We start from the raw sequence: 18,398 nt of genomic DNA on the forward strand, positions 1-18,398 counted from the left end.
GGATCCGGCCCCGGCCCGGCCATCCATGGCCGGGCGTTCGCCGGCGCAGAAAAGTGCCACCGGCACTTTTCTCGCTCGCGCCGGCTCACCCCCCGAAGTCGTCCAGCATGATGTCCTTGCGCTCGACGCCCAGGTCCAGCAGCATCTTGATCACCGCGGCGTTCATGACCGGCGGACCGCACATGTAGTACTCGCAGTCCTCGGGCGCCTTGTGGTGCTTGAGGTAGTTCTCGTAGAGCACGTTGTGGATGAAACCGGTGTAGCCGGTCCAGTTGTCCTCGGGCAACGGCTCGGACAGCGCCACGTGCCAGGTGAAGTTCGGGTTCTCGGCGGCGAGCCGGTCGAAGTCCTCGACGTAGAACATCTCGCGCTTGGAACGCGCGCCGTACCAGAAGGTGATCTTGCGCTTGGTCCTGATGCGCATCAGCTGGTCGAAGATGTGGCTGCGCATCGGCGCCATGCCGGCACCGCCGCCGATGAACACCATTTCCTTGTCGGTGTCGCGCGCGAAGAACTCGCCGAACGGACCGGAAATCGTCACCTTGTCGCCCGGCTTGAGGTTGAAGATGTAGCTCGACATCTTGCCGGGCGGGACGTGCGGCAGCTTCGGCGGCGGGCTGGCGATGCGCACGTTGAGCATGATGATGCCCAGCTCCTCGGGGTAGTTCGCCATCGAGTACGCGCGCTCGACCTTCTCGGTACACACCGACTTGTACTGCCAGAGATTGAACTTGTCCCAGTCGTCGCGGAACCGCGGCTCGACGTCGAAGTTCTTGTATTCGACCTCGTGCGGCGGGCATTCGATCTGGATGTAGCCGCCGGCGCGGAAGTTGACACGCTCGCCCGGCGGCAGTTCCAGCACCAGTTCCTTGATGAAGGTGGCGACGTTGTGATTGGAGCGCACGGTGCACTCCCACTTCTTGACCCCGAACACGTGCTCCGGGATCTCGATCTTCATGTTCTGCTTGACCGCGACCTGGCAGGACAGCCGGTCGCCTTCCTTGGCTTCGCGCTTGGTGATGTGGTTGAGCTCGGTCGGCAGGATGTTACCGCCGCCTTCGAACACCTTGACGCGGCACTGCGCGCAGGAACCGCCGCCACCGCAGGCCGAGGGCACGTACAGCCCGCAGCCGGCCAGCGTCTGCAGCAGCTTGCCGCCGACCGGAACCTCGATCTCGCGTTCGTGGTTGATCAGGATCTTGACGTTGCCGGCCGGCACCAGCCGGTCCTTGGCGAACTGGATGACGATGACCAGCGTCAGGATGACGCCGACGAACACCGCCACGCCCAGACCGATTTCGAGAAACATGTCTGCGCGACTCCCTTAAAGCTGGATGCCCGAGAAGGCCATGAAGCCGAACGCCAGCAGGCCCGCGGAAATGAAGGTGATACCCAGCCCCTGCAGGCCGGCCGGGACATCGGAGTACTTGAGCTTCTCGCGCACGCCGGCGAGCAGCACGATCGCCAGCGCCCACGAGGCGCCCGACGACACGCCGTACACGCTCGCCTCGGCGAGCGTGTAGTCACGCTCCACCATGAACAGCGTGCCGCCGAGGATCGCGCAGTTGACGGTGATCAGCGGCAGGAAGATGCCGAGCGCGTTGTAGAGCGCCGGCACGTACTTGTCGAGCGTCATTTCCAGGATCTGCACGCTCGCCGCGATCACGCCGATGTACAGGATCAGGCCGAGGAAGGTCAGGTCGGTGCCCGGCAACCCCGCCCAGGCCAGCGCGCCCGGCTTGAGCACGTACTGGAACAGCAGGTTGTTCAGCGGCATCGTCAGCGACTGCACGGCGATGACGGCGATGCCCAGACCCAGCGCGGTCTCGATCTTCTTCGAGATCGCCAGGAAGGTGCACATGCCCAGGAAGAACGACAGCGCGAGGTTCTCGACGAACAGCGAGCGGATCGCGAGATTGACGTAGTGTTCCATCTGGCGTCCCCCGTCAGTGCGCTTCGGTGCCGGCGTGCGTCTGGCCGGACTGGATGTGGAAAGTCGGTTTCTCGACCTGCTGCGGCTTCCATGTGCGCACCGCCCAGATGATCAGGCCGATCAGGAAGAACGCCGACGGCGGCAGCAGCAGCAGGCCGTTGGGCACGTACCAGCCGCCCGCCTTGGCCAGCGGCAGGATCTCGACGCCGAGCAGCTTGCCGGAGCCGAACAGCTCGCGGACCACCGCCAGCGTCACCAGGATCGCCGAGTAGCCCAGACCATTGCCCAGACCATCGAGGAAGGACGGCCACGGCTTGTTCGACTGCGCATAGGCCTCCAGCCGCCCCATGACGATGCAGTTGGTCAGGATCAGGCCGACGAACACCGACAGCGGCTTGGACGCCTCGTAGGCCACGGCCTTGAGGGTCTGATCGACGAGGATCACCAGCGTCGCCGCGATGGTCATCTGCGCGATGATGCGGATGCTGCCGGGCACGAAGTTGCGCACCAGGCTGTAGAACAGGTTGGCGAAGGCGGTCACCGTGGTCAGGCCGACGCACATGATCAGCGCGGTTTCGAGCTTGCTGGTGACCGCGAGCGCCGAGCAGATGCCGAGCACCTGCAGGATGATCGGATTGTTGTCGGCGATCGGCTCGATGACGATCTTCTTGGCGTTGACTTCAGACATGGCTCACCTCAACCCTCGGCCGGCGGCGCCGCTGCGGCGTGCTGGCGCGCGATGTTGCGCAGGAACGGCTTGAACCCGGCATCCGACAGCCAGTACTTGACCAGGTTGCCGACGCCGTTGGACGTCAGCGTCGCGCCGGCCAGCGCATCGACCTGGAAGCGGGCGTCCGGGCTGTCCGCATTGACGCCGCCCTTGACCAGATGCAGCGCGACCTGGCCGTTGGCGTCGTAGATCGACTTGCCGGCCCACATCCGCTTCCAGTTCGGATTGTCCACCTCGCCGCCCAGGCCCGGGGTCTCGGCATGCTGGTAGAAGTTGATGCCGACCACGGTGTTGCCGTCGGCCTGCACGGCGAGGAAGCCGTAGAGCGTGGACCACAGGCCGTAGCCGTTGATCGGCAGGATCACGGTGCGGACCGAACCGTCCTCGTTGTACAGGAAGTACACGGTGGCGTAGCGCGGCCGGAACTTGATCTTGGCGATGTCGTCGTCGCCCGCGATCGGCTTGCCGCCCTGCGCCGGATCCTTGGCTGCGGCGTACTGGTCATAGCCGGCGGGGTCGATGGCCTCGTTGATCTCGCCGCTGTCGAGATCGACGACCTTGGGCGTGATCTTGCGGAACGCCTCGTCGATGTTCATGCCGGGTTCGTACATATCGACGACGCGCAGGATGTTCTTGCGCTTGTCGTCGAGCTTGGCGGTCTGCTGCACCGGGCGCAGCGCGATCGCCGCGGCGCTGACCAGCACCGAACAGACCAGACAGAGCGTGAATGCGACCCACAGGGCGTAGGCCTTGGTGTCCTTGGCGGCCATGTCTTCGTCCTCCTCAGGCGGCGGCCAGACGACGCTGGCGCCGTGCCACGTTGGCCTTGATGACGGCGAAGTCGATCAGCGGCGCGACGATGTTGCCGAGCAGGATGGCGAGCATCACCGACTCCGGGAACGCCGGGTTGACCACCCGCACGAGCACGACCATCACGCCGCAGAACGCGCCGAAGATCCAGCGCCCGGTGTCGGTATGCGCCGCCGACACCGGATCGGTGGCCATGAACATCATGCCGAACGCGAAGCCGCCGACGGTCAGGTGCCAGTACCACGGAAACGCGAACATCGGGTTCTTGGCCGAGCCGATCAGGTTGAACATCAGCGCGGTGACGATCATGCCGGCGAGCATGCCGAACACGATGCGGTAATTGGCCACACCGGTGATCAGCAGGAACGCGCCGCCGATGAAGATCGCCAGTGCCGAAACTTCGCCGACCGAGCCCTGCTCGACGCCGACGAAGGTCTGCATCCAGGTCAGGCCGGTCTGTTTCACCGCATCGAGGCCGCCGAGCTTGGCGATGCCCAGCGTCGTCGCGGACGTGAAGCCGTCCACCGCGGTCCAGATCGTGTCACCGGTCTGCTGCGCCGGGTAGGCGAAGTACAGGAAGGCGCGGCCGACCAGCGCCGGGTTGAGGAAGTTCTTGCCGGTGCCGCCGAAGATCTCCTTGCCGATCACCGTGCCGAAGGAGATGCCCAGCGCGACCTGCCACAGCGGCACGGTCGGCGGCAGGATCAGCGAGAACAGGATCGAGGTGACGAAGAAGCCCTCGTTGATCTCGTGCCGGCGCATCGTCGCGAACAGCACTTCCCAGAAGCCGCCGACGACGAAGGTCACCGCATAGACCGGCAGCCAGTACCAGAAGCCGTGCCAGAAGCAGTCCCAGACACTGTTCGGGTCGATGCCGATGCCGAACAGATGCAGCAGCGCGCCGCGCCAGCCGTCGATCTGCGTGTGGCCGAGCGCGGCGAGCGCCTGGTTGGCCTGGAAGCCGACGTTCCAGCAACCCACCGCGATCGCCGGGAACGTCGCCAGCCAGACGTAGATCATCACCCGCTTGAGGTCGATGCCGTCGCGCACGTGCGGCGCGGCGCGCGTGACCTCGCCGGGTGAGTACGCGATCGTATCGACCGCCTCGTACAGGGGATACAGCTTCTCGAAACGCCCGCCCTTCTTGAACAGGGGTTCGACGCGATCGAGAAATTCTCGAAGTGCAGACATATCAACCTACCTCGGTTGGCGCGCCCGGCGCCCTTGCCGGAACGCGCGTGCCATTTCTTCAACTTCCGGACCCGCCCGCGGCACCGTCCATACGCGGCTTCATCGCGCTCTGGCCGGTCTCCGCCCGCCATTGCCGGCCGGACGTTCGACCCTAGGGTCTCACCCTTCAGCCTCGATTTGCTGAAGATTCGCGCGCAGCACCGGACCGTAGTCGTGCTTGCCGACGCAGACGTACGAGCACAGCGCCAGGTCCTCCTCGTCCAGTTCCAGCGCGCCGAGCGCCTGTGCGGTGTCGGTGTCGCGCACCAGCAGCGCGCGCAGCAGCGGCGTCGCCAGGATATCGAGCGGCATCACGTTCTCGTAATTGCCGATCGGCACCATCGCACGCGGCGAGCCGTTGGTCGAGGTGTTCATCGCCATGCGCCGGCCCCGCGTGAAGGCCGAGAAGAACACCCGGATCGCGGAATGACGGTCGCCGGCCGGATTGATCCAGCCGAGGAAGCGGCGCTCGCGGCCCTCGGCGATCACCGCGATCTGCGTGTTGTAGCGGCCGACGTAGTTGGCCCAACCGCGCGATTCGCGGCCGCCGAGAATCGACCCGGAAATCGGCCGCGACTCACCGGCCTTGATCTCCTGCGTGATCAGCTCGCTCATGCACGCGCCCAGCCGGGTGCGCAGCAGCCGCGGCTTGACCACCTGCGGTCCGCCGAGCGCGATGATGCGCGTCGGATCGATGCGTCCGGTCGTGAACAGCCTGCCGATGGCGATCACGTCCTGCGGGCCGATATGCCAGTTGGTGCGCGTCGCACCGACCGGCTTGAGGAAATGCATGTGCGTGCCGACCAGACCGGCCGGGTGCGGCCCTTCGAACTCGGCGACGCGGATCTGCGGCAGCTCGGGCACCGGAATCGCCGCACCCGGCGCCTTGCACACGTACAGCTCGCCGGACAGCCGCGACAGCACCGCGAGGCCGTTCTGGAAATCGCGCTCCTGGCCCTTGATCAGCACCGCCGGGTCCGCCGCCAGCGGCCGCGTGTCGATGCAGGGCACGAAGATCGCCGCCGGTGCGCTGTCGAGCCGCGGCACGCGCGAGTACGGGCGCGTGCGCAGCGCGGTCCACAGTCCAGAAACGCGCAGCTGCTCGCGGACATCCTCGACCGGCAGCGCCGGCAGCTCGGCCTCGGTCCAGGACTTGAAGCGGACCTCGTCCTGTCCGTCGAGCCGGATCACGACCGACTGCAGCACGCGCCGGGCGCCGCGGTTGATCGCGATCACCTCGCCGGCGGCCGGCGCGGTATGCAGCACGCCCGGCCGGCGCTTGTCCTCGAACAAGGGCTGCCCCAGCTTCACGCGGTCGCCGACCTCCACGTACATGGTCGGCTTGAGGTCGATGTAATCGGCACCGACCACGCCGACAGTCGTCACCGCAGGCGCATCATGGACGCTCTGGTCGGGGACACCCTGGATCGGCAGGTCGAGGCCCTTTTTCAGCTTGAAGCGCGCGACTTCCACGAGCGGGCCACCTGTCAGTAGGTCTTAAAAGCGCGCGGATTTTAGTCAATCGGTCCCGCTGCCGCCACCCGAACGGACGAGGCGACGCGCGTTTCAGTGCAGCGCGGCGGCCGCGCGGCCGATCCCGGCGGCCAGGGGCTGCGGCCAGACGCCGAAGCCGATCAGCAGCGCGAGCAGCAGCGCCAGTGCGACGCCGCTGGCGATGCTCATCTCCGACCACTGCCCTTCCGGGCGCATGCCCGGCTTGGGCAGGAACTGCACGACGACGACGCGCAGGTAGTAGTACAGGCCGATCGCACTGCCGACCACCACGGCCAGCGCCAGCCACCATGCGTGCCGCTCGACCGCCGCGGTCAGCACGTAGAACTTGGCCAGGAAACCCAGCGTCAGCGGCACGCCGGCCTGGGCCAGCAGCATCGGCACGAACACCGAGGTGACCAGCGGCCGCCGCCAGAACAGGCCGCGATAGTCATACAGGTGATCGGCATCGTCGTGCGCCTCGGACCCGGACATCACGGCGATTGCGGCGAAGCAGCCGAGCGTCATCACCGTGTAGGCGGCGACATAGAACAGCACCGCCTCGTGCGCCGTCGCACCCAGGACCAGGAAAGGCACCAGCAGGTAGCCGAAATGCGCGATCGACGAATAGGCCAGCAGGCGCTTGAGATTGTTGTGCTGCAGCGCGGCGAGATTGCCGACCAGGATGCTCAGCGCGGCGACCACCGCCAGCGCGGCCGCCAGCCCCGGCGCCAGCGCCAGCCCGGTGGCGTCCAGCCAGCGCAGCAGCAGCAGCGCGACCGCGCCCTTGGACACCGTGGCGAGAAAACCGGCCACCGGCGCCGGCGCGCCCTCGAGGACGTCGGCCGTCCACAGATGGAAGGGCACCAGCGACAGCTTGAAGGCGAAGCCGGCCCAGATCAGGGCCAGGCCCGCCAGCACCAGTCCGCGGGCGTCGCCGGCCGAGGCCGCCTGCAGGATGCTGCCGAGCGTTGCGAAGTGCAGGCTGCCGGTGGCCGCATACAGCAGCGCGAAGCCGAACAGCAGCGTCGCCGTCGCCGCCGCCGACAGCACCAGGTACTTGATGCCCGCCTCCAGCGGCCGCTTGCGCCGCACCGGGTACGCGATCATGCCGAACAGCGCCACGCCCATCGTCTCCAGGCCGAGCAGTAGGCTCGCCGCGTGGCGCGCACAGACCAGCACCATCGCCCCGAAGGCCGCGAGCAGCAGCAGCAGGTACATCTCCTCGCGGTAGCCGTCGTAATGCCCCAGGTAGGCATAGAGCAGCGGCACGGTCACGCCGCCCGCCGCGGCGATCAGCGCGATCGCGAAACGCGCGTAGGTGTCGATCACCAGCAGTGGCGTGAGGTCCGTGGCCGGATGGGCCAGGAAACAGGCCCCGAAGGTCAGCACGAAGCCCAGGGTAGTGAGCTGCGCGACGGCGCGATGGTCACGCCGCGCCGCGATCAGCAGCATGATCAGCACGATGCCGCCGGCCATCAGGATCAGCGGCGCGGCGGCGGACAGCTGTGCGCCAAGGCTCGGCGTCATGGCGTGGGCACCCCCTGCTGGTACCAGTACGCGATCTGCACCAGCGGCCCGCGCGCGAGATCGATCACCGGCTGCGGGAACAGACCCAGCAGCAGCAAGGCACCCATCATCAGCGCCATCATCAGCTTTTCGCGCGACGTCAGATCCTCGACCGGCGCATCGGTGGCGGCCGGTCCGTGCAAGGCGCGCTGCACGACATACAACGAATAGACCGCCGCGAGGATCAGTCCGGTGGCGGCGAGCGCGGTCGCCCACGGCGACACCGGGAAACTGCCGGTCAGCACCAGGAACTCGCCGACGAAATTGCCCAGCCCCGGCAAGCCCAGCGAGGCCAGCGCGAAGAACATCAGTGCGGTCGCGTAGTGCGGCGCGCGCCGCGCCAATCCGCCCATCTTGCCCAGTTCGCGCGTATGCAGGCGCTCGTAGAGCTCGCCGCACAGCACGAACAGGCCGCCGGTGGCCAGCCCATGCGCGAGCATCAGCACGACCGCGCCTTGCAGCGCCAGCGCACTGCCTGCGTAGATGCCCAGCAGCACGAAGCCCATGTGCGAGACGCTGGTGTAGGCGACCAGCCTCTTGATGTCGGTCTGCACCAGTGCCAGCTTGGCGCCGTAGAGGATGCCGACGACGCCCAGCGCCATCGCCACCGGTGCGAAGTCCTGCGAGGCGTTCGGAAACAGCGGCAGCACGAAGCGCAGCAGGCCGTAGGCGCCGGTCTTGAGCAGCACGCCGGCCAGATCGACCGAGCCGGCGGTCGGCGCCTGCGAATGCGCATCCGGCAGCCACGGATGCAGCGGCACGATCGGTAGTTTCACCGCGAAGCCGACGAAGAAGCCGAGCATCAGCAGGACCTCCTGCCAGTGCGCAAGTGGCGTGTACAGCAGGTCGGTGTACTCGAAGCTCCACTGGCCGGTGTTCTCCTTGTGCAGCCAGACCAGCGCCAGGATCGCGACCAGCATCAGCAGGCCGGAGGCCTGCGTGAAGATGAAGAACTTGGTCGCCGCATAGACGCGCGAGCGGCCGCCGTGGCTGGAGTGCCCCCACAGCGCGATCAGGAAGTACATCGGCACCAGCATCACTTCCCAGAACACGAAGAACAGGAACAGATCCAGCGCCATGAACACGCCCATGACGCCGGCGAGGTTCCACAGCAAGTTCAGATGGAAGAAGCCGACGTACTGCTGGATCTCGCGCCACGAGCAGGCCACCGACAACGCGCCCAGCGCGCCGGTCAGCAGGATCATCAGCAGCCCCAGACCGTCGAGCCCCAGATGCAGGCTGATGCCCCAGCGCGGAATCCAGTCGGCGCGGAACTCGATCAGCCAGGCCGGCGTGCCATGCGCGGGGATCACGCCGGGCACGTCGGCCTGCGACCAGATCCACAGCGCCAGCAGCATCGTCGCCGACATCGACAGCAGGCCGATCCAGCGCGGCCAGGTCAGCGACAGGCGTTCCGCGTACCACGCGACCAGGCCGCCGACGAAGGGGATCGCGATCAGCGCCGGCAGCAGCCAGGGACTCAAGGTCGTGCTCATGACCAGTGCGCCGCTCCGAGCAGGCCGACCACGCCGATCGCCATCGCCGCCGCGTACCAGCGCAGCCGCCCGGTCTGCAGCTTCAGCGACGCGCGGTGCAGGGCCATCAGGCTACGCGCGACCTGGTCATAGCCTTGATCGACGGCATCGGCACGATTGATGCGCGCCAGGGCATACAGCGGGCGCACGAACAGGCGGTCGTACAGCGCATCGAAGCCCCAGCCGCTGCGCGCCAGCGCGCGCCAAGGCGTCTCCACCGGCGCCGCCGCTGCGCCGTGTCCGTACCAACGCCACGCCAGGAGGATGCCACCGATTCCCGCCACGATCGCGAGAATCTCCGGCCAGTGGCTCGCCGGTTCCTGCGGATTCGCCGGCAGCACCGCGGACAGCGGCTGCACGATCAGTCCGCCGGCCACCGACAGCAGCATCAGCACGACCAGCGGCACGCGCATGCGCCAGCCGTCCTCGTCGTGCGCATGGCCGCGGGCGGCGCCGAAGAACACGATGAACACCAGGCGGAAGGTGTACAGCCCGGTCAGGAAGGCGCAGGCTGTACCCATCCCCCACCAGACCCGATGGCCGCTCGACCAGGCGCCGGCGAGGATCGCCTCCTTGCTCCAGAACCCGGCGGTGACGATCGGCAGCGCCGCCAGCGCCGCGCCGCCGACGACGAAACTCCAGAACGCCAGCGGCAGGGTCCTGCGCAGGCCACCCATGCGGAAGATGTCCTGCTCGTGGTGGCAGGCGAGGATCACGCTGCCGGAGGCGAGGAACAGCAGCGCCTTGAAGAAGGCGTGGGTCATCAGGTGGAAGATCGCCGCCTGCCAGGCGCCGGCGCCCAGCGCCATGAACATGTAGCCGATCTGCGACATCGTCGAATACGCCAGTACGCGCTTGATGTCGGACTGCGCCAGGGCCGCGCCGCCGGCGAGCAGCAGCGTCAGCGCGCCGATCCAGCCGACCACGGCCAGCGCATCCGGCGCCAGCAGGTACAGGCCGTTGAGGCGGGCGACGAGGTACACGCCGGCGGTGACCATCGTCGCTGCGTGGATCAGCGCGGAGACCGGCGTCGGGCCGGCCATCGCGTCCGGCAGCCAGGTCTGCAGTGGCAGCTGCGCCGACTTGCCGACGGCGCCGCCGAGAATCAGCAGCGCGATCAGCGTCGGCGTCGTCGAGCCGGTGGCCCAGGCCTGCGGCGCGCTGGCGAGGATCACGGCGATGTCGAGCGTGTGCAGCTCGCGGTACAGCAGGAACAGCCCGATCGCCAGCGCCGTGTCGCCGACACGCGTCGTGATGAAGGCCTTGCGCGCCGCCGCGCCGTTGGCCGGATCCTCGTTCCAGAAACCGATCAGCAGGTAGGAACACAGGCCGACACCCTCCCAGCCGAGATACAACAGCAGCAGGTTGTCGCCCAGCACCAGCAGCAGCATCATCGCGACGAACAGGTTCATGTACGCGAAGAACTGCCGGTAGCGCGGATCGTCGCGCATGTAGCCCGAGGCGTAGGCGTGGATCAGCGCACCGACGCCGGTGATCACGCCGAGCATCGTCAGCGACAGGCCGTCCAGGTACAGCGCGATGCGCGGCGTGAAGCTTTCCAGCTGCACCCAGTTCCACAGCAGCTGCGTGTACGGCTGCGGGTCCTGCGCCCAGTGCCAGGCGAGCAGCGCCGTCACGCCCGCGGCGCCGGCCACCGAACCGATGCCCAGCAGCGTCACCAGCGCGCGGGGGACATTCGTCCACAGCAGCAGGATCGCTGCACTCACCAGCGGCAGCAGGACCACCCAGTGAAGGATCGGCTGCTCGAGCGCAGTGGTCATGCCTTCATCCCGCTGAGCGCGTCCGGATCGAGCGACCGGAAGCGGATGTGGATCTGCAGCAGCAGCGCCAGCCCGACCGCGACCTCGGCCGCCGCCAGCGTCAGTACCAGCACGAACATCACCTGTCCGTCCGGCTGCGCCCAGCGGCTGCCACCGACGACGAAGGCCAGGCCCGCGGCATTGAGCATGATCTCCAGGCACATCAGCGAGAACAGCAGGCCGCGCCGCACCAGCAGACCGGCCAGGCCCAGCGCGAACAGCGCCGCGCAGACACCCAGGGCATGGGCCAACGGCACGGCGTTCATGAGCCGCTGCTCCGTGGCGGCTCGCGGCGGCCGAGGTGGTAGGCGGACACCAGGCCCGCGAGCAGCAGCATCGAGCCCAGTTCGACCGCCAGCAGATACGGACCGAACAACAGGATGCCGACCGCCTTGGCCCCCACTTCCGCCGTGGACATCGGCGCCGTCTGGCCGAGCACGCCGGCGAGCAGCTGCACCAGCAGCAGACCGGCGAGCAGGCCCGGCCCGATCCAGTAGCGCGGGCGCAGCCACTGCCGTTCCTGCTCGGCGACCCCCGGCCCCAGATTGAGCAGCATCACGACGAACACGAACAGCACGACGATCGCACCGGCATAGACGATGATTTCCAGCATCGCCGCGAACGGCGCACCCAGCGCCAGCATCACGCCGGCGGCCCCGAGCAGCGAGACGATCAGGTACAGCAGCGCATGCACCGGATGCGCGCGCGTGATGGCCAGCAGCGTGGCCGCCAGCGCCACGGCCGAAGCGCCGTAGAAGAGCGCACTCACGCGCGCTCCGGAGTTTCCAGTTTCCAGTTTCCAGTCACGGCATTACCTCAGTGAGGTGATCAGGCCATTCAGGAGTCGTGCGACTTCCGCCGACAGCTCAAAGAACTGGTCGCGATGCGCCTGAGTCACGAAGCCCATCGACGATGCCAGATACATCTGTGTCTCGATTTCAAACAGCGAGCCTCTCGCGTTTCCAAGAAACTGTTTGAACTCGCCCTTGGTCACCCGCCCTTGACCCTCGGCAATGTTGCTCGGGATCGACGTCGCGGCTCGTCTTAACTGCGCGGTCAACCCGAACCTCTCGTCAGAAGGAAAAGCCTCGCTCAATGAGTAGCAAAGCCGCGCCAGTTCCATGGCCTTTTGCCACGCCACCAGCTTTTCGTAGCGAGCGCCTGCGGCGCTCGTACTGGACACTGGAAACTGGAAACTGGAAACCGCCTTCATGGCATCAAACTCCGCGGATCCACCGGCGGCTCCTCGTTCTGCGCGGCGCCCTTGGGCTTGCCGGCGATCGCCAGGCCCGCGACCTTGTAGAAGCTGTAGCCCGGCACCTTGCCCTGGCCGGAAATCAGCAGGTGCTCCTTCTCATAGACCATGTTGCGGCGGTCGTACTCGGCCATCTCGAAATCCGGCGTGAGCTGGATCGCGTAGGTCGGGCAGGCTTCCTCGCACATGCCGCAGTAGATGCAGCGCGAGAAGTTGATGCGGAACCATTCCGGATACCAGCGTCCGTCCTCCTTCTCGCCCTTCTGCAGCGCGATGCAGGCGACCGGACAGGCGACCGCGCACAGGTTGCAGGCGACGCAGCGCTCCTCGCCGTCCGGGTCGCGCGTCAGCACGATGCGGCCGCGGTAGCGCGGCGGCAGGTAGGGCTTCTGCTCCGGATACTCGATCGTCGCCTTGCGCGCGAACAGGTGCCGGAACACGCGCCACAGCGACAGGCATTGCGTGGCGAAACCCTCGACGAGCAGGCGCAGACCGCCGTGATCGCGCGTTGCGCTGCTGACGTCCTTGCCGACGAAGTCGATCTTCGGTGGCTGCGGCTTGCCGCCCGGGGATGCGCTCATGCGCCGGCCCTCCACAGCACGACGGCGCCGGTCACCGCCACGTTGAGCAGCGCGAGCGGCAGCAGCACCAGCCAGCCGAAGCGCATCAGCTGGTCGTAGCGCGGCCGCGGGATCGCCGCGCGCAGCAGCACGAAGAACAGGATGAACACGCCAGTCTTGACGACGAACCAGACCAGCGGCATGAACGCCCAGCCCATGATCGTCAGGCCCCAGTCCGGTCCGAGCCAGCCGCCGAAGTAGAACGTGGTCAGCAGGGCCGAGACGAGGATCACCGCGACGTACTCGCCGACGAAGAACATGCCGAACTTCATACCCGAGTACTCGGTGTGGAAGCCGGCGGTCAGCTCGTGCTCGGCCTCGGGCAGATCCAGCGGCAGGCGGTGGGTCTCGGCCAGACCCGCGATCATGAACAGCACGAAACCCAGCGCCTGCGGGACGATGAACCAGCCATGCTGCTGCGCCAGCACGATGTCCTGCAGGCTGAACGAACCGGCCTGGATCACGACACCGAGCAGCGCCAGGCCCATGAACACCTCGTAGCTGATCGACTGCGCGCTGGCGCGGATCGCGCCGAGCAGGGCGTACTTGTTGTTCGACGCCCAGCCGCCGAGCATCACCGAATACACCGCCAGCGAGGTCATGCCGAGCACGAACAGCACGCCGACGTTCCAGTCGCCAGCGATGGAGATGCCCGGCGCGATCGGCACGACGGCAAACGCCAGCAGGATCGTCACCATGACGATCGCCGGCGCGATCACGAACACGGGGCGGTCGGCGAAGTCCGGCACCCAGTCGTGCTTGGTGAAGATCTTGATCATGTCGGCGACGACCTGGCCCAGGCCGAGGAACCACACGCGGTTCGGCCCCCAGCGGTCCTGCCACAGGCCGAGCATGCGGCGCTCGACCCAGATCAGCAGCGCCGCGGTGACGACCACGACGAGCAGGATCGCGACGGTGATCAGCGATTGCGGGATCACGGATCCGCTCCCCGCAGCTGCAGCACCGTGCCCGCGGCGAAGACCGGCACGCCGGGCAGGCCACGCGGCACACCGGCGACGTCCGCGGCCATCGCCGCGCTGACGCGCAGCCGCGCCTGCCAGGTCTGGCCGTCGGCCTGCACCTGCACGAACGCGCCCGCCGCAAGGCCGACGCGATCCGCTGTCTGCGGGTGCAGCAGGACATAGGGTTCGGGCACCCGGCTGGCGATGGCCGGACCGCGCGCGGACAGTTCCTCCGACCCGAACAGCTCGTGCAGCCACACCGTCTCCAGCAGGACTGGCGCGCGGAACGCCGGCCGGTCGTAGCTCTCGACCGCAGACCCCGGCTCGATCAGGCGCACGCCCGGATCGCCGCCGCGCAGGGGGCCACCGATCTCCTGCTGGAACTTGTTGACCGACTGGTTCGAGTTCCAGCGCGGGTACCAGAAGATCGGAATCTCGGCGGACGGCACGCCGCTGCGTGCGCCCTCCATCGAGAACGCCAGCGGCGTGTCGGCGTCCTGCGGCGGTCGCGGCTCGTGGATGTCGCGCCCCGCGTTCATCGCCGTGCGTCCGCTGTAGCGATGCGGCTGGCGCGGGATGCGATTGCCATGGATGCGGAATGCGGCCGAAGGCGCGGCATCGACGATGCGCGCCAGGCGCGGGTCGGACGCGGCGCAGGCCGCCGTCAGCGCGTCGAAGTTCGCGCCCAGATCCTTGCCGAGCCGCGGCGCGAGCTGCTGCAGCCAGCGCCAGGACGCGCGGATGTCCGCATCCTGCGCGACGAAGACCTGGAAATAGCGTTGCGCGCGACCCTCGTAATTCACCAGCGTACCGTCGGCTTCGGCGAAGCTGCCGGCCGGCAGCACGAGATCCGCCGCGGCCGTGGTCGGCGACGCCAGAACGTCGAGCACGGCCAGATGCCGCACCCGGTCCAGCGCCGCCTTCAGGCGCGGTGCCGGCACCTGGCGGAACAGGTTGTTCTCCAGCACGAGCAGCGTATCGACCTCGCCCGCCTCGATGCGGGCCAGCGCCGCATCGAGTCCCGCGCCACCGAGCAGCGCGGTGCCGAGGCTGTTGCACTCGGCCGGGAGCAGCGCGATCGACGGCGCGCGCCCGGCCCTGGCCAGCGCAGCACACAGATTCGCCGCCTCCTGCAGCAGCGCCGCAGAACCGGCCGACGTCCCGCCGACGATCAGCGGGCGCTGCGCCTTCTTCAGCGACTCGGCGATGTCATGGGCGAGATGGATCGCGTCGTCGTCGAGGTCCGGCGCGCGCGGCTGCGTGTAGTCGAGCAGATGCACGACCTCCTGCGCGAGCCGTGCGAGATCCTGCGGCGCGCCGCGGAAGACGCGGCGCGCGATGCCGTCGAGGCCGGTGGCGTGTGCGCTGAGGATGAACAGCGGGCTGCGCAGATCCTGCGCGAGCAGCCGCACGGAATGGTCCTGCCAGCGCGGCACGTTGGCTGCGTCGGCGGCGGCAAACGCCGCCTGCCGCGTCGCCTGACGCAGCGCCAGCGCCAGGCGCGCGCCGGTCGCGAGCAGGTCCTCGCCGAGCACCAGCACGGCATCGGCCTGCTCGGCATCGTGCAGCGAGGCGATGCGCGCCGGACCGCGCTGCAGGATCTCGATCGCCAGATCGTCGAGCGCGGCGTCCATGCTGCCGCGATGGAAACGGTCGGCGCCCACGATCGCACGCAGCGCGTGATTGGCTTCCAGCGACGCGCGCGGCGAGCCGATGCCGAGCGTGCGGCCGCCCCGGATCCACTGCGCGAGCTGCTCCAGCGCCGCATCGGCGGTGACAACGGACGCCGGTGCATCGCGGTCGGCGCGCAGCAGCGGTTGCCGCGGCCGGTCGTCGGCGTTGACGTACTGATAGCCGTAGCGTCCGCGGTCGCAGAGGAAATAGCCGTTGAGTGCACCGTGGTAGCGGTTCTCGACGCGCTTGAGCCGGCCGTAGCGCTCGCCCGGCATGATGTTGCAGCCGACCGCGCAGTGATGGCAGACGCTGGGCGCCTGCTGCAGGTCCCACTTGCGCGTGTACGACTCGCCGTAGGTCTTGTCGGTGAACACGCCGGTGGGACAGACCTCGACGAGGTTGCCGGCGAACGGGCTGTCCAGCGTGCCGTCCGCGGCGCGGCCGAAATAGACGTGGTGGTGCGCACCGAAGACATTGAGGTCCTCGCCGCCGGCATATTCGCGGTAGAAGCGCACGCAGCGGTAGCAGGCGATGCAGCGATTCATCTCGTGGCCGACGAAGGCGCCGAGGTCCTGGTTCAGATGCGTGCGCTTGGTGTAGCGGTAGCGGCGATACGCATGGCCGGCCATCAGCGTCATGTCCTGCAGATGGCACTGGCCGCCCTCCTCGCAGACCGGACAGTCGTGCGGGTGGTTGGTCATCAGGAACTCGATGACACCTTCGCGCATCTCGACCGCGTCGGCGTGCGCCAGCGACACGCGCGTCTTGTCGGTGCAGGGCGTCATGCAGGCCATGACGACGCGGCCCTGCGCGTCGTTCTCGTCGCGGAACTGCGTGACCGCGCACTGCCGGCACGCACCGACGCTGCCCAGCGCCGGGTGCCAGCAGAAGTACGGCAGGTCGTAGCCCAGTTCCAGCGCCACTTCCAGCAGGTTGCGCGACGGATCGACGACATGCGCCTTGCCGTCGATGTGGATCGTCGCCGACGGCGGCTTGCGCGACGCGGTCACGACGCCTGCTCCGGCCGCGCCCGGATGCCGCGCTCGAAGTCGGCGCGGAAGTGCTTGAGCGCGGACTGCAGCGGCTCCATCGCTCCCGGTGCGTGCGCGCAGAAGGTGCGGCCGGGACCGAGCAGGCGCGTCATCTGCCGCAGGATGTCCAGATCGCCGGCCTGTCCCTGCCCGCGTTCGAGTCCGGCGAGTATCTTCTCGGCCCACGGCAGGCCGTCGCGGCAGGGCGTGCACCAGCCGCAGGACTCGCGCGCGAAGAACATCTGCAGGTTGCGCAGCATGCCGACGACGTCGGTCTGGTCATCGAGTACGATCATCTGGCCGGTGCCCATGCGCGAGCCGGCCCTGGCGACCGAGTCGAAATCCATCGGCAGGTCGAGATGCTCGGCAGTGAGAAAGTCGGTGCTGGCACCGCCCGGCAGGAACCCCCTGAGCTTGAGCCCTTCGCGCATGCCCCCGGCATGCTCGTCGAGAATCTCGCGCACCGTCGTGCCCATCGGCAGTTCCCAGGTGCCGGGGCGCCGCACCTTGCCGGAGGCGCCATAGAGCTTGGTGCCGCCGTCCTTGCACTTCGACAGGCCGCGAAACCAGTCCGCACCGTAGTGCACGATGTGCGCGACGTTGCACAGCGTCTCGATGTTGTTGACCACCGTGGGCTTGCCGAACAGGCCGGCCGTCGCCGGAAACGGCGGCTTGGCGCGCGGCACCGCGCGCTTGCCTTCGAGCGAGCTGATCAGCGCGGTCTCCTCGCCGCAGATGTAGCGGCCGGCGCTGGTGTGCAGATAGAGGTCGAAGGAGAACTCGGAGCCGAGGATGTTGCGCCCGAGCAGATGGCGCGCGTAACACTCCTTGATCGCCGCCTGCAGGCGCTCGGCCGCCAGCACGTACTCGGCGCGCAGGAACACGTAGCCGATGCTCGCGCCGATCGCGTAGCCGCCGATGGTGATGCCCTCGATGAACTGCAGCGGATCGTTTTCCAGCAGCAGCCGGTCCTTGAAGGTGCCCGGCTCCATCTCGTCGCCGTTGGCGACGATGTACTTCTGCTTGGGCGCGTCCGGCCCCATCGGCACCAGTCCCCACTTGACGCCGGTCGGGAAGCCGGCGCCGCCGCGGCCACGCAGTCCGGCGGTCTTGACCTGGCCGGTGACGTCCTGCGGCGCCATCTTCAGCGCCGCGCGCAGGCCCTGGTAGCCGCCGTGGCGCTCGTAATCCGCCAGGCCGTAGGGCGGATGCCCCGGCCGGATGCGGTCGGTCAGCGGCTTGTCGGGGGGCGCGGTGCGGGCGGTCATCGATAGCGCTCCAGGATCGAGTCGAGCCGTGCGGCGTCCACCGATTCGAGATCGCGGTGCGTGTCGGGCCCGATCATCATCGCCGGCGCGCGATCGCAGGTGCCCAGGCAGCAGATCGGCAGCAGCGTGAAACGGCCGTCGGCGGTGGTCTGGCCATAGCCGATGCCCAGGCGCGCCTTCAGCAGATCGGTCAGGCGCGGCTGGCCGAGCATCCAGCACGACACCGAGTCGCAGACGTGGATCACGTGGCGGCCCACCGGCCTGCGGTAGATCAGGTTGTAGAAGCTCGCCACCGCATCCACGGTCGCCGGCGTCGATCCGAGCTTGTCGGCGATGTCGGCAACGGCCTCGTCGCTGACCCAGCCGCGGTGTTTCTGCACGATCTTCAATGCCTCGATCGTGGCCGCGGCGGGCTGCTCGTAGTGAGACAGCTCGTGCTCGATCTCGGCGATTTCTTCCTTGCTGAGCAT

At 68.0% G+C, this 18,398-nt stretch carries 17 protein-coding genes; all 17 read right to left on the minus strand.

Annotated features, from left to right (window positions below; genetic code table 11):
- Positions 1-85: 85 nt before the first annotated feature.
- The 17 genes from nqrF to nuoE all read right to left on the minus strand — a co-directional run bounded on the left by nqrF (position 86) and on the right by nuoE (position 18,398).
- Entirely contained in the window at positions 86-1,309 is a 1,224-nt protein-coding gene (nqrF, locus tag AAG565_RS01780; RefSeq protein ID WP_348817826.1) for an NADH:ubiquinone reductase (Na(+)-transporting) subunit F, read from the minus strand.
- Positions 1,310-1,324: 15 nt separating this feature from the next.
- Positions 1,325-1,933 carry an NADH:ubiquinone reductase (Na(+)-transporting) subunit E gene (nqrE, locus tag AAG565_RS01785; protein WP_348817827.1) on the minus strand — a complete coding sequence of 203 codons (609 nt, stop codon included), beginning with the start codon at positions 1,931-1,933 and terminating at the stop codon, positions 1,325-1,327.
- A 13-nt stretch (positions 1,934-1,946) separates the two neighbouring features.
- Positions 1,947-2,621 (minus strand): NADH:ubiquinone reductase (Na(+)-transporting) subunit D, encoded by a 675-nt coding sequence (locus AAG565_RS01790; protein ID WP_348817828.1) that lies wholly within the window; start codon positions 2,619-2,621, stop codon positions 1,947-1,949.
- Positions 2,622-2,629: 8 nt separating this feature from the next.
- Positions 2,630-3,433, minus strand: coding sequence for a Na(+)-translocating NADH-quinone reductase subunit C (locus AAG565_RS01795; protein ID WP_348817829.1), 804 nt, complete (start codon positions 3,431-3,433; stop codon positions 2,630-2,632).
- 13 nt (positions 3,434-3,446) lie between these two features.
- A complete protein-coding gene (locus tag AAG565_RS01800) occupies positions 3,447-4,664 on the minus strand; it encodes an NADH:ubiquinone reductase (Na(+)-transporting) subunit B (protein WP_348817830.1) in 1,218 nt (405 codons plus the stop codon).
- A 159-nt stretch (positions 4,665-4,823) separates the two neighbouring features.
- Positions 4,824-6,176: a Na(+)-translocating NADH-quinone reductase subunit A gene (locus tag AAG565_RS01805; RefSeq protein ID WP_348817831.1), complete on the minus strand. Its 1,353-nt coding sequence runs from the start codon at positions 6,174-6,176 to the stop codon at positions 4,824-4,826.
- A gap of 93 nt (positions 6,177-6,269) precedes the next feature.
- Complete coding sequence (locus AAG565_RS01810; RefSeq protein WP_348817832.1) at positions 6,270-7,724, minus strand: NADH-quinone oxidoreductase subunit N; 1,455 nt, start codon at positions 7,722-7,724, stop codon at positions 6,270-6,272.
- On the minus strand, positions 7,721-9,259 hold the full coding sequence (gene nuoM, locus AAG565_RS01815) for an NADH-quinone oxidoreductase subunit M (RefSeq protein WP_348817833.1): 1,539 nt from the start codon (positions 9,257-9,259) through the stop codon (positions 7,721-7,723). Before nuoM ends, AAG565_RS01810 begins: the two co-directional genes overlap by 4 nt.
- Entirely contained in the window at positions 9,256-11,079 is a 1,824-nt protein-coding gene (gene nuoL / locus AAG565_RS01820) for an NADH-quinone oxidoreductase subunit L (RefSeq protein WP_348817834.1), read from the minus strand. The genes nuoM and nuoL overlap by 4 nt, the downstream gene beginning before the upstream one ends.
- Complete coding sequence (gene nuoK / locus AAG565_RS01825) at positions 11,076-11,384, minus strand: NADH-quinone oxidoreductase subunit NuoK (RefSeq protein WP_348817835.1); 309 nt, start codon at positions 11,382-11,384, stop codon at positions 11,076-11,078. The genes nuoL and nuoK overlap by 4 nt, the downstream gene beginning before the upstream one ends.
- The gene (gene nuoJ / locus AAG565_RS01830; protein ID WP_348817836.1) at positions 11,381-11,887 is read right to left on the minus strand and encodes an NADH-quinone oxidoreductase subunit J; all 507 of its coding nucleotides are present in this window, start codon (positions 11,885-11,887) and stop codon (positions 11,381-11,383) included. The genes nuoK and nuoJ overlap by 4 nt, the downstream gene beginning before the upstream one ends.
- A gap of 42 nt (positions 11,888-11,929) precedes the next feature.
- Entirely contained in the window at positions 11,930-12,331 is a 402-nt protein-coding gene (locus tag AAG565_RS01835; RefSeq protein WP_348817837.1) for a four helix bundle protein, read from the minus strand.
- Positions 12,328-12,954 (minus strand): NADH-quinone oxidoreductase subunit NuoI, encoded by a 627-nt coding sequence (nuoI, locus tag AAG565_RS01840; protein ID WP_348817838.1) that lies wholly within the window; start codon positions 12,952-12,954, stop codon positions 12,328-12,330. Before nuoI ends, AAG565_RS01835 begins: the two co-directional genes overlap by 4 nt.
- A complete protein-coding gene (gene nuoH / locus AAG565_RS01845) occupies positions 12,951-13,931 on the minus strand; it encodes an NADH-quinone oxidoreductase subunit NuoH (RefSeq protein ID WP_348817839.1) in 981 nt (326 codons plus the stop codon). Before nuoH ends, nuoI begins: the two co-directional genes overlap by 4 nt.
- The gene (nuoG, locus tag AAG565_RS01850; RefSeq protein ID WP_348817840.1) at positions 13,928-16,639 is read right to left on the minus strand and encodes an NADH-quinone oxidoreductase subunit NuoG; all 2,712 of its coding nucleotides are present in this window, start codon (positions 16,637-16,639) and stop codon (positions 13,928-13,930) included. Before nuoG ends, nuoH begins: the two co-directional genes overlap by 4 nt.
- A complete protein-coding gene (gene nuoF, locus AAG565_RS01855; RefSeq protein ID WP_348817841.1) occupies positions 16,636-17,928 on the minus strand; it encodes an NADH-quinone oxidoreductase subunit NuoF in 1,293 nt (430 codons plus the stop codon). Before nuoF ends, nuoG begins: the two co-directional genes overlap by 4 nt.
- Positions 17,925-18,398, minus strand: coding sequence for an NADH-quinone oxidoreductase subunit NuoE (gene nuoE / locus AAG565_RS01860; RefSeq protein WP_348817842.1), 474 nt, complete (start codon positions 18,396-18,398; stop codon positions 17,925-17,927). Before nuoE ends, nuoF begins: the two co-directional genes overlap by 4 nt.

It is taken from the genome of Fontimonas sp. SYSU GA230001 (genome assembly GCF_040066175.1).
Taxonomy (GTDB): domain Bacteria; phylum Pseudomonadota; class Gammaproteobacteria; order Nevskiales; family Nevskiaceae; genus Solimonas.

Coding starts and splice junctions, on each gene's coding strand:
- nqrF (WP_348817826.1), bottom strand. CDS start 1,309: ATGTTTCTCGAAATCGGTCTGGGCGTGGCGGTGTTCGTCGGCGTCATC.
- nuoM (WP_348817833.1), bottom strand. CDS start 9,259: ATGAGCACGACCTTGAGTCCCTGGCTGCTGCCGGCGCTGATCGCGATC.
- nuoE (WP_348817842.1), bottom strand. CDS start 18,398: ATGCTCAGCAAGGAAGAAATCGCCGAGATCGAGCACGAGCTGTCTCAC.
- nqrE (WP_348817827.1), bottom strand. CDS start 1,933: ATGGAACACTACGTCAATCTCGCGATCCGCTCGCTGTTCGTCGAGAAC.
- nuoF (WP_348817841.1), bottom strand. CDS start 17,928: ATGACCGCCCGCACCGCGCCCCCCGACAAGCCGCTGACCGACCGCATC.
- nuoL (WP_348817834.1), bottom strand. CDS start 11,079: ATGACCACTGCGCTCGAGCAGCCGATCCTTCACTGGGTGGTCCTGCTG.
- nuoK (WP_348817835.1), bottom strand. CDS start 11,384: ATGAACGCCGTGCCGTTGGCCCATGCCCTGGGTGTCTGCGCGGCGCTG.
- AAG565_RS01835 (WP_348817837.1), bottom strand. CDS start 12,331: ATGAAGGCGGTTTCCAGTTTCCAGTTTCCAGTGTCCAGTACGAGCGCC.
- AAG565_RS01810 (WP_348817832.1), bottom strand. CDS start 7,724: ATGACGCCGAGCCTTGGCGCACAGCTGTCCGCCGCCGCGCCGCTGATC.
- AAG565_RS01800 (WP_348817830.1), bottom strand. CDS start 4,664: ATGTCTGCACTTCGAGAATTTCTCGATCGCGTCGAACCCCTGTTCAAG.
- AAG565_RS01795 (WP_348817829.1), bottom strand. CDS start 3,433: ATGGCCGCCAAGGACACCAAGGCCTACGCCCTGTGGGTCGCATTCACG.
- AAG565_RS01790 (WP_348817828.1), bottom strand. CDS start 2,621: ATGTCTGAAGTCAACGCCAAGAAGATCGTCATCGAGCCGATCGCCGAC.
- nuoI (WP_348817838.1), bottom strand. CDS start 12,954: ATGAGCGCATCCCCGGGCGGCAAGCCGCAGCCACCGAAGATCGACTTC.